General features: G+C 70.7%; 9 protein-coding genes and 1 pseudogene. 6 read left to right on the top strand and 4 right to left on the bottom strand.

Annotated features, from left to right (window positions below; genetic code table 11):
* Positions 1 to 100: pseudogene (locus ACWGDB_RS34025) on the top strand (IS481 family transposase); the annotation flags it as partial.
* On the opposite strand, the gene ACWGDB_RS34020 reads toward ACWGDB_RS34025, so the two are convergent.
* The 4 genes from ACWGDB_RS34020 to ACWGDB_RS34005 form a co-directional block, all read right to left on the bottom strand.
* On the bottom strand, positions 72 to 566 hold the full coding sequence (locus tag ACWGDB_RS34020; protein ID WP_453825989.1) for a hypothetical protein: 495 nt from the start codon (positions 564 to 566) through the stop codon (positions 72 to 74). The pseudogene ACWGDB_RS34025 and the gene ACWGDB_RS34020 overlap by 29 nt on opposite strands.
* 287 nt (positions 567 to 853) lie before the next feature.
* Complete coding sequence (locus tag ACWGDB_RS34015; protein ID WP_453825988.1) at positions 854 to 2482, bottom strand: sodium/solute symporter; 1629 nt, start codon at positions 2480 to 2482, stop codon at positions 854 to 856.
* Complete coding sequence (locus tag ACWGDB_RS34010; protein WP_453825987.1) at positions 2482 to 2790, bottom strand: hypothetical protein; 309 nt, start codon at positions 2788 to 2790, stop codon at positions 2482 to 2484. The genes ACWGDB_RS34015 and ACWGDB_RS34010 overlap by 1 nt, the downstream gene beginning before the upstream one ends.
* Positions 2791 to 3109: 319 nt before the next feature.
* Entirely contained in the window at positions 3110 to 4477 is a 1368-nt protein-coding gene (locus ACWGDB_RS34005) for a PucR family transcriptional regulator (RefSeq protein WP_453825986.1), read from the bottom strand.
* Positions 4478 to 4841: 364 nt separating this feature from the next.
* On the opposite strand from ACWGDB_RS34005, the gene ACWGDB_RS34000 reads away from it, so the two are divergent.
* The 5 genes from ACWGDB_RS34000 to ACWGDB_RS33980 are packed head-to-tail and all read left to right on the top strand — an operon-like array spanning position 4842 to position 10128.
* Positions 4842 to 5759 carry an ABC transporter ATP-binding protein gene (locus ACWGDB_RS34000; protein WP_453825985.1) on the top strand — a complete coding sequence of 306 codons (918 nt, stop codon included), beginning with the start codon at positions 4842 to 4844 and terminating at the stop codon, positions 5757 to 5759.
* Positions 5756 to 6748 (top strand): ABC transporter ATP-binding protein, encoded by a 993-nt coding sequence (locus tag ACWGDB_RS33995; RefSeq protein ID WP_453825984.1) that lies wholly within the window; start codon positions 5756 to 5758, stop codon positions 6746 to 6748. The genes ACWGDB_RS34000 and ACWGDB_RS33995 overlap by 4 nt, the downstream gene beginning before the upstream one ends.
* The gene (locus ACWGDB_RS33990; protein WP_453825983.1) at positions 6745 to 7635 is read left to right on the top strand and encodes a branched-chain amino acid ABC transporter permease; all 891 of its coding nucleotides are present in this window, start codon (positions 6745 to 6747) and stop codon (positions 7633 to 7635) included. Before ACWGDB_RS33995 ends, ACWGDB_RS33990 begins: the two co-directional genes overlap by 4 nt.
* Positions 7628 to 8875, top strand: coding sequence for a branched-chain amino acid ABC transporter permease (locus ACWGDB_RS33985; protein ID WP_453825982.1), 1248 nt, complete (start codon positions 7628 to 7630; stop codon positions 8873 to 8875). Before ACWGDB_RS33990 ends, ACWGDB_RS33985 begins: the two co-directional genes overlap by 8 nt.
* Positions 8872 to 10128 carry an ABC transporter substrate-binding protein gene (locus tag ACWGDB_RS33980; protein WP_453825981.1) on the top strand — a complete coding sequence of 419 codons (1257 nt, stop codon included), beginning with the start codon at positions 8872 to 8874 and terminating at the stop codon, positions 10126 to 10128. The genes ACWGDB_RS33985 and ACWGDB_RS33980 overlap by 4 nt, the downstream gene beginning before the upstream one ends.
* Positions 10129 to 10383 lie beyond the last annotated feature (255 nt).

Genomic DNA, 10383 nt, shown 5'->3' with positions numbered 1-10383 from the left:
AGACTTCCTGCACACCTACAACCACCACCGGTGCCACACCGCCCTCGGCGGCCAGCCACCCATCACCCGCGTCAACAACCCCGCGGGTCAATACATCTAGCGGCCAGGTCGGCGTCATCGAGGAAGAACCCTAGCCCGGGGATTGCCGCCAGGCGCACGTCCGGGTCGGGGTCGCGGGCAAGCCCGACGAACGCGGCACCCCGCTCGCGCAGGAATCCCATCGCCTGCGCGTAGCCCGTCGGCGGGTAGTAATCGATCTCGGTGCCATCGTCCTCGAAGCCCCGCTCGAGTGACTCCCGGCCGATGCTGACCAGCAGCGTGATGACCGCGGCCCGGTCAGGCGTCGCACGGTCGGCGGCCAACTCGAGCAGGAAGGGCAGGCTGGCAGCCGTGGGCGGATAGACGCTGCCCTGGTGGTGGACCGCACCGTAGAACCGGTCGAAGGCTGCGTCGCGCTCCGCGGCGTCCGGTGAGGCCAGCGCCGCCAGCAGCGCCGGTATCTCCTCGGCCGAGCCGTACGCATGCTCCATCGACGCCCAGTCGATGTCATGAAGTCCGTCGAACATGATCACAACCATGCCAGGAGGCACTGACAACGGTCCCGCCCTCGGACGGGACCGTTGGACACCACCGACGAGGGCAGACGGTTGTCGGGTGAGGCGAGGCCACAAGTCGGTCGGCTCGACGCCTGCTCGACTGGGAGTCTCTTACAGGTTGCCCGGCGTCCAAGACGTGACTGGCGGCAGCCAACGACCACGGCCCAGGCCTAGGTTGGCCTCATTGCCGGTGCGCTCCCGCGTCGTGGGAACGCCCTGGGCTGTGAGGGCGCTCCGCCAACCGCCGCTTTCCTGCGTCAGTACGTCAGTACATCAGGCTTGACCGGCGCCACCGGGGCCGTATGACGCCGTCCCGTCACGCTGCCGAGCCAGCCGAGCAGGAACGCGACCGGCAGCGACACCAGGGCGACTGTCTGGAGCGGGAACCAGTCGATGTGCCACTCGGGCACCAGTGCCATCGGGTTGCCCGAGAAGACGGGGCTGCACACCTGGAGTCCGATCGCGGAACCGAGGCCGCCGTACAGGGTCCACAGCAGCCCCCGGCGGGTGAAGCCGTTCCAGAACAACGCGTACACCAGCGCCGGGAGCAGGCAGGAGGCCGCCACGGCCAGGGAGAGCGTGGACAGGAAGCCCATGTTCCAGCCCTGGACCCGCACCGCACAGCAGATGCTCAGCACCCCGACCAGGGCGGACGCGATACGAGCCGCGGCCACCTCGCGGCCCTCGGTGGTGCGCCCGCGGCGCACGACGTTGGTGACGAGATCGTGGGCGATCGCGCCCGCCGCCGCGAGGGTCACGCTCGCGACGACCGCAAGCGTCGTGAGGAACACCGCGCAGGCGACCAGCACGACGAGCCATGCCTCGCCCGTCTTCGCCGACGATCCTCCCGCCAGATCGCCGGTGAGCATCAGCAGGCTGCTGGTGGCTCCGGGGTCGGCGGCGAGAATCTTCGGGGCACCGATCATCGCCGCGGCACCGAAGCCCATCACCGTGGTGACGAGGCAGACGGCGCCGACGATGCCGATGGTGTGGCGGACCGTACGTCGGGCGGCGGCCGGGTCGGGCGCGGTGTTGAGCTGGGTGGCGACATGTGGCAGGCACGCCACGCCCAGCACCACGGTGATCATCAGGCCGATGAAGTCCAGCGTGCTCTCGACCGGGCCGCCGGCAGCGAAGCGCAGACCCGGACGCAGATAGCCCTCGGGTCGGCCGCTGCCCTGAGCGGCGGCGTCGATGAGGGAGTCGGCGCTCCAGTGGAAGCGGTGGAGCAGCACCGCGGCCACGGCGAGCGCCATGGCAAGCAGGAACACTGCCTTGATCATCTGGAGCGCGATCATGCCTCGCATCCCGCCGAAGGCCGTGGCGCAGACGACGAGCGTGCCGATCATGACGATGACGGTCTGTTCGGCGCCCGGCCCGGAAAGGCCGAGCAGCATGGCGGTGGTCCGGCCCGCGCCGGAGAGCTGGACGATCAGATACGGGATACAGGCGCTCAGCGTGACGATGGCCGCCGCGATCCGCACGGCGGGCCCCGGGGCGCGCAGGGCGAAGGTGTCGCCGAGGGTGTAGCTGCCGCGCTCGCGCAGCGGGCCGGACAGCAGGAGCAGGACGCCGAGCGACAGCACGGTGCACAGGGCGACGAACAGGCCGTCGAAGCCGAAGACCGCGACGGTTCCCGTCGTACCGAGCACGGTCGCGGCCGAGAGATAGACGCCGGAGAGGACGATGGCGCCCTGCACGGGGCGCAGCCTGCGGCCCGCGGTGTAGAAGTCGTTGACCCGGTCGCGCTCGGGGCCGTTGAGCACACAGATGAGCAGCATCGGGACGATGAACGTCAGAAAGCCGACGAGGACCCAGGAGCGGGTGTCCGCGTCCAGGTCGAGGGAGCCGGGTGTCCCTGCGGCGAGCAGCATCTGAGGAAGCATCAGCGCTCCCCCTGCGGCTCGTACTCGGCCTCGCCGTAGGAAGCCTCGTCGTGGACGTCGCCGTAGGGGGCGCGGTCGTAGCGCGCCGCCGTCCACAGCAGGAGCGAACCCTGCGCGAGGAGTGCGACGACGCCGAGGGTGATCTGTCCGGCGACTCGCGTGGCCAGCAGGTCCTCGGCGGTGCAGGCGAGCAGGAGGTGGACCGCGAAGGTCAGTCCGTTGACGAGTGCGAAGGATCTGCCGGGCGGGTGGGGCCGGGGTCTTAGATGCGGCTGGGGGGTGTGCGGATGGACGTGCTGATGGGCCATGGAGCTCTCCTGGCGGGCAGGCAAGCGCGCATCGCCTGGCTCGGGCGATGCCTTGCGCGGGCATTGCCCCTTACGGCAGTGCCCCTGATGAGGGCTCACGAGAGCACGTACCGACCAGTCAGTCCATGAGCTTCGGGCGCGCCGTTGTCCGCTCCCAACGGCGGGGGGTGGTGACTGTGCTGATGCCCATTCAGCCACCCGCGGGAAGGGAAACCGGCCAATGCGGTGCGCCCGCCGGCAGAGCCGAGGGGTATGCGCGGCGGCCCCTGCCGGGCACGCATCGCGTGTTCGCAGCGTGCCTACGTCGCTGTCTGCGGCCTCAGCCGTCCACGTCGCGATCCCAGGCGTCCGCGCTACCGAGGACGGCCGCCGGCCCGAGCAATTGGAGTGCGTCGAACGCGAGCGTGAGCCGTACGAGGTCGCGGGGACGGGACAGTTCCAGCCCTGTGATCTGCTCGAAACGGCGCAGCCGGTTCAGCACCGTGTTGCGGTGGCACAGCATGCGCCGGGCCGCCTGGACCGCCGAGCCGCCCTTCTCGATCCACACCCCGAGCGTGTCGATCAGCGTTTGGCGGTCGGCGGGCTCCAGTTCGTACAGCGGCCGGAGCACCCGCAGTGCGAGGTCGGCGGACAGGTCGGGCCGTGCGACGAGCAGACCGTCGGGCAGACGGGCGTCGAGCCGGGCGACCTCGCCGTCTCCCCGGCAGGTGCGCAGGGCGAGTGCGGCCATGTCCCGCGCCCGGGGCAGGTTCTCCAGCCCCTGGACGACCGGGCTGACGCCGATGCGCATGCCGGGACCGGCGTCGAGGGCGGAGACAAGCGCGTCGAGCGTGCGGTCGCCGAGATGGGCGACGAGCACATCGCGCCGACCCCCGGTATGGCGCAGTACGCGCATGCCGCGGATCTCCGGGACGGCGTCGGGCGTGCGGCCGACGGGCGGCGTGGCCCGTATCTCCGCGACCGCGAAGCGTCCGTCGGGCGGCAGGTTGAGGATCGATGCCGCGTCCCGGATGAACGCAGGGTCGTTGCGGCTCTCCAGGACTGCGGCGAGGATCAGGCGTACGCGCTCGTTGTGGCGGCTGGCCACACCCTTGGCGACCTGGCGGTAGGCGTCGGCCAGCAGGACGCAGTCGCGGTCGTTGCTCTTCCACACCAGCTCGGCCACGTGCACGAGGTGACGCTGGTCGCCGAGGCCGTCCCGCTGCACTGCGCCGATGATCCCGTTCCAGACCTCCGAGCCGGCCACCCGGAAGGCGTGCAGCACCTCGTCGAGGGGGCGGCTCTCTTCGGCCCGGCGGATGCCGAGCTCACGGGTGTAGCGCTCGACGTCCGCCATCCGGCCCGGGTCGAGGGCGGCTTCCAGGGTGATGCGTACGCCCTTGTACACGGACTGCGGCAGGTCGAGGGGTGCGAGCACAGGGTCCGCGTAGTACGGCACCTCGGTGCGGATCTGGTCCACCACGGTGTCGCTGAATGCCTGGCCGCGCCCGAGCAGGCGCCGACAGGCGTGGTCGAAGAGCTGGTGCGGCGAGGGCTCGTCGGCGGGCTCCGGCAGGGGCAGCGGCGAGCCTGCGGTGGTGGCGCCGGAGGGTGGACCGACGGCGGCAACACCAGGCCGCGGACCGGCGGTGGTGGGGGCGGTGGTGACGCGGGGGCGGACCGCGCCACGGGCGGAACTGGTGTGCATGGACCCTCCAGACGGATGGGGCGTGCGAGAACACCACGGCGGGTCGCCATGTCTTGCGCTGCGCGGGTCGCAGGTGGGTGGCTCCACCGGTCGGCGATCGGCGTGTGCCGATGGAGCGCACTCCAAGGAATCCACATGCTAAGCAGTCGGTCACCCCTTGGGGCGAAACGTCCGTCAAATCGTGACGAGCCACGCGCAGCAGGAGGTACGGATTGTGCCCCCTCACAAGCGGATCACGCCCCGGCTGGGAGCTTGCAGCGGCTCGCTCCCAGTCCATGGACGCCCTGCTACCACCGTGTTCTCGTAGCGCTCCAGCCCGGCGTCGGCACACGCCCGCTCGACGATGAGCAAGGAGAACGCCCTGATGAGCCCACCAGAGACCGAGGTCGAGACCGCGGTCGATTCCGAGGCCGGGACCGAGACAGGAACCGAGGCCGGGACCCTTCGGGTCAGCGATCTGCACGTCAGCTACGGACGGTCCGTGCAGGCGCTCCACGGGGTGTCGCTGACCGTTCCGCAGGGTCGGATCGTGGCCGTACTCGGCTCCAACGGAGCGGGAAAGTCCACGCTCCTCCGTGCGGTCTCCGGGACCCTCGCCCTGCACCGCGGCACGGTCGAGCGCGGCACGGTGCACTTCGACGGCGCACGGCTGAGCGGCGACGCCGCGCGGTCCGTGGCCGCCGGCGTGGTGCAGGTGCCCGAAGGCCGGCGGATCTTCGGCGCCCTTTCGGTGGAGGACAACCTCCGGGCCGGGTTCCTCGGCTCGGCGTCCCGCTCCCGCGCCGAGCTTCGGGCGGCCCGCGAGCGCGTTTTTGCGCAGTTCCCGGTGTTGGCCGAGCGGCGACGGCAGGCCGCCGGGCTGATGTCCGGCGGTGAGCAGCAGATGCTCGCGATGGGCCGCGCGCTGATGGCGGCGCCGCGGCTGCTGCTCCTCGACGAGCCCTCGCTGGGGCTCGCACCGCTGATGGTCCAGCGCATCGCGGAGATCATCCGTGAGATCAACGCCCAGGGGACCTCGATCCTCCTCGTCGAGCAGAACGCCGCGATGGCCCTGGAGCTGTCCGACCGCGCGTCGGTGCTGGACGTCGGCCAGGTGCGGTTGGAGGGGGCGTCGGCCGACCTCGCCGCGGCGGACGAGGTGCGACGGCTGTACCTGGGCGAGACGTACGAGACCGGCTGCGGCGCGCCCGACGCGGACGGCGACGCCGCGTACGCGACCGCCGCGAGCGCTCCGTCCGTGACGGGACCGGGACTGACCGAGCTTGGCAGGTGGAACGGATGAGCATAGGCACGACGCCCACGACCTCGGAAGCCGTCACGGCCACCCGACCGGACAGCGGGCCTGACCCGGTCCCGGCCCTCGCGGTCGAGAACCTGACCGTGCGTTTCTCCGGCCTGGTCGCCCTCGACGACCTGTCCTTCACGGTCGCGCCCGGCACGATCCACGCACTCATCGGCCCCAACGGCGCGGGCAAGTCGACCTGCTTCAACGTCATCTCGGGCGTCTACCGCGCCACCGCCGGAGCCGTCCGGTACGCGGACGAGGACCTCACCCGCCTCGCACCGCACCGCATCGCTCGGCTCGGCGTGGCCCGCACCTTCCAGAACATCGTGCTCACCCACGGGACCGTCGCCGACAACCTCATGCTCGGCCGGCACCGGCTGACCCGGGCAGGCTTCGCGGCGAGCGCGCTGCGGCTGCCCCACACGGTGCGCGAGCAACGTCGCCACCGGGAACGCGCGGCCGAGATCGCCGACTTCCTGGGCCTCGGCCCGGCGTTCGACAAGCCGGTCGGCGGGCTCGCGTACGGCGACCGCAAGCGGGTGGAGATGGCGCGTGCGCTCTGCATGGAGCCCAGACTGCTGCTGCTCGACGAGCCAGTGGCCGGCATGCACACCACCGAGCGCTCGGCTATGGCCGAGACGATCGCCCGGGTGCGTGACGCCCTGAACATCTCGATCCTCATCGTCGAGCACGACATGGGGTTGATCATGCGGATCGCCGACTCGGTGACCGTGCTCGACTTCGGCCGCCTCATCGCGAACGGGCCGCCCGAGCACATCCAGAACCACCCGACGGTCATCAGCGCCTATCTCGGCACCCCGGTCCAGGCCACCGAGCCGAAACCGAATGCCGAGCCGAAACCGGAAACAGCCGCGGACACGGATACGGACGCGGATACGGACGCGGGCACCGGCACGGACACCGCCGAGGCCCCTGCCTCGGACACCGCTCCGGACACCGAGCGCGACTCGGAGGAAGCATCATGATCAAGCTCACCGAAACCGTCCTCAACGGCCTGGCGCTCGGCTCCGTCTACGCGCTGATAGCCCTGGGGTTCGTCGTGATCTTCAAGGCGTCCGGCGTCATGAACTTCGCACACGGCTCCCTGCTGCTCTTCGGCGGCTACGTCACGGCCCGCCTCCACGACGCCATCGGCTTCGTCCCCGCCGTCCTCGTCGGCGCCGCGCTCGCCGCGGTTCTCGCCGGACTTGTCCAACTGCTGGCCACCCGCGGCCTGCGCGGTACGGAGATCCACACGCTGACCATCCTCACCATCGGCGTGGACGTTCTGCTCAGCACCGAACTCAACCGGCAGGTCGGCGCCGACTACCTCACCATGGGCGACCCCTGGGGCGCCCAGGTGACCCGGCTGGGCAGCATCACCGTCGCCGACGCGCGGATCGCGAGCATCGTCGTCGCGGTCGTCGTCATCGGCTCGTTCTTCGCCGCCTTCCGCTGGTCCCGGTGGGGCCTGTCCATGCGGTCCGCCGCCGCCGACCCGGAGGCCGCGGCCCTGATGGGGATACGGCTGGACCGCGTACGGCTCATCGCCTGGTGCGTCGCCGGGGCGCTGGCCGCGCTCGCCGCCGTGTTCCTCGCCGCGTTCCCCGCGCCGGGACTCGACCGTACGACCAGTCAGATCGCCCTGAGCGCCTTCCCCGCGGCGATCCTCGGCGGCATGGACTCGGCCGTCGGCGCGCTCATCGGAAGTCTGGTGATCGGCCTGACCGCGGCCATGGCCGCCGGCTACCAGAACGAACTGAGCGTCCTCGGCGCCGGCTTCTCCGATGTGGCCCCCTACCTCGTGATGGTGCTCGTGCTTCTGGTCCGCCCCACCGGTCTCTTCGGATCGAAGGAGCTCACCCGTGTCTGACACCCGCGACACCACTGGCTCCTCTGACACCACTGACACCGTGGCGGCTCCCGCCCCCACGCCCGCCGATTCCCCGTCCGTCCAGGCCCGGTGGTCCGGCAGGCTCGCCCCCCGCGGGCGGCGCGCGGCCACTCTGACCACCGGCGTACTGGTCCTGCTCGCCCTCCCCTTCTACGTCACCTCGTTCTGGCTCCAGACGGGCCTGTTCGCGATGGCCGCCGTCATCGGCGCCATCGGGCTGAACCTGCTCTCCGGGACGACGGGACAGCTCTCCCTCGGCCACGCCTTCTTCCTCGCCGTCGGCGCGTACGGCTATGTGTGGCTGGCTGCCGAGCCGTCCGGCACCGGTTCCAGCAGCCTGTACGGCCTCGGGCTCCCGCCGGTCCTCGCCTTCGTGCTTGCGAGCGTGCTCGCCGGCGCGGCGGGCGGCCTGTTCAGCCCCATCTCGGGCCGGCTGCGCGGCATGTACCTGGGCATCGCCACCCTCGCCCTGGTCTTCCTCGGCCATCACATGATGCTCAACGCCCCGCACGTGACCGGCGGCTTCAACGGCCGTTCCGTACCACCGCTGGACATCCTCGGTTTCTCCTTCACCGACACCGCCCCCGACGGGCTCGCCGTCCTCGGCGTCCCCTTCGGCGGACTGGAGCGTCTGTGGTACGTCGGCCTGGCCCTGGTGGCCGTGGCCTGGCTCGCCGCCCGAAACATCCTGCGTGGACGGCCCGGCCGCGCCCTCGGCGCCGTACGCGACAGCGAGGTCGCCGCCGCCGTGATGGGAGTCCATCTCACCCGCTACCGCGCCTCCGCTTTCATCGTCTCCTCGATGTACGCGGGTGCCGCGGGCGCCCTGCTGGCCCTGGTGTTCAAGCGTGTCGTTCCCGATCACTTCGGCCTGCTGCTGTCCATCGACTACCTCGCGATGATCGTCATCGGCGGCCTCGGCTCGGTGGGCGGCGCGGCCTGCGGCGCGGTCTTCGTCGCCCTGATCCCCCACCTGCTCACCAAGTACGCCGGCGACCTGCCCCTGCTCACCGCTCCCGGCACCACGGGATCCGGCGTGTCCCCGGGCGACGCGGCCCGCTACCTCTACGGCACCGCGATCGTCCTCGTTCTGATCTTCGCCCCCGCCGGCCTGGCCGGACTGGCTCACAGACGGCCGCGCCGCAAGGACGACGGCTCCCCCCGCACCCGGCGTTTCCCTCTGCGCACCCGCACCGCCCCGAAGGAGCACACCCTGTGAGAAGCACCCGACTTGCCCCGGCAGCAGCCGTCATCACCGCACTCGCCCTGAGCGCCACGGGCTGCAGCACCAAGAGCGGCACCGACGCGAACGGCGCCGGCAGCGACGGCGTCAAGACCGGTTCCGGAGTGACGGAGAAGACCATCACCCTGGGCGCGCTGACCGACCTCACCGGCCCGTACGCCTCACTCGGCAAGAGCATCGTCAACGCCCAGCAGCTGTACGCCGACCAGCTCAACGCCTCCGGCGGCATCTGCGGCCGGACCGTCAGGATCACCGTCAAGGACCACGGCTACGACGTCCAGAAGGCGGTGTCCGCGTTCACCGAGACCGAGCCGAACGTGGCTGCCGTGTCCCAGATGGTCGGCTCCCCGGTGGTGTCCTCGCTGTCGCAGGAGCTCGAGTCCAAGCACCTGCTCACGTTCCCGATGGCCTGGGCCTCCACCCTGCTGGGCCGCGAATACGTCCAGGTGGTCGGCTCCACCTACGACATCGACATGATCAACGGCGTCGACCACCTCGTCCGTACGGCCAAGTTGAAAGCGCGCGACAAGATCGGCCACGTCTACTTCGAGGGTGAGTACGGCGAGAACGCGCTCGCCGGTGCCACCTACGCGGCGAAGAAGGCGAAGCTGACCGTCGTCGGGCAGAAGATCAAGCCCACCGACCAGGACTTGACCGCCCAGGTCACCGCGCTCAAGCAGGCCCGCGTCAAGGCGATCCTGATCAGCGCCGGACCGCGTCAGACGGCCGCCCTGGTCGGCACCGCCGCGGCCGCGGGCTTCAACGTCCCGGTTCTCACCAGCTCGCCGGGCTTCGCCCCGCAGCTGCTGGCGACCCCGGTCGGACCCGCCCTGGAGAAGATGCTCCAGGTGGTGAGCCCCGCCCCCGCGTTCAGCTCCGACAACTCCGCGATGCAGAAGCTCGCCAAGGACTACAAGGCGAAGTACCCGAAGGACCCGCTCGACCCGGGTGTGGTCAGCGGCTGGAACGCGATCAGCGTCCTCGGCGAGGACCTCAAGGCGGCCTGCAAGGCGAAGGACCTGACACGCGAGGGCATAGCCGCCGCCCACCGTAAGCAGTCCCGGCTCACCGTGCTCGGCGTGCCGCTGAACTTCTCGGACCGCACCAAGCCGGCGACGTACCAGAGCTTCATCCACAAGCCGGCGAAGACGGCCACCGGCGGCCTCGCGAACGTCGAACCGGCCCACGAGGTGCCCGCGGCGCGGACCTACACCCTGCCCAAGGCCTGAACGGCCCGACCCAAGAGCACGGCCACGCAATGCTGCTGGTGCCACACCGGGAGCAAGGCATGGTCGAGAAGGCTCTGCCCGGGGCGGGCTCGGAGTTCATCGCGTCTGTGCTCGGCGGCCTGCAGGTCGACCTCCGTGCGTTCCATGACGTCTTGCGGGTCGGCAAGTTCTGATGGCAAGGACCGGATCTCGATCTGTGCTCTCCGGCGGGCCTGTTCGTCGTGAACGGGCCCGCCGCGATTCCGTTGCCTCGCG

It is taken from the genome of Streptomyces sp. NPDC055013 (assembly GCF_053608645.1).
Note: the sequence above shows the minus strand (reverse complement) of the source record. Positions and strands in the feature narration are given on the sequence as shown.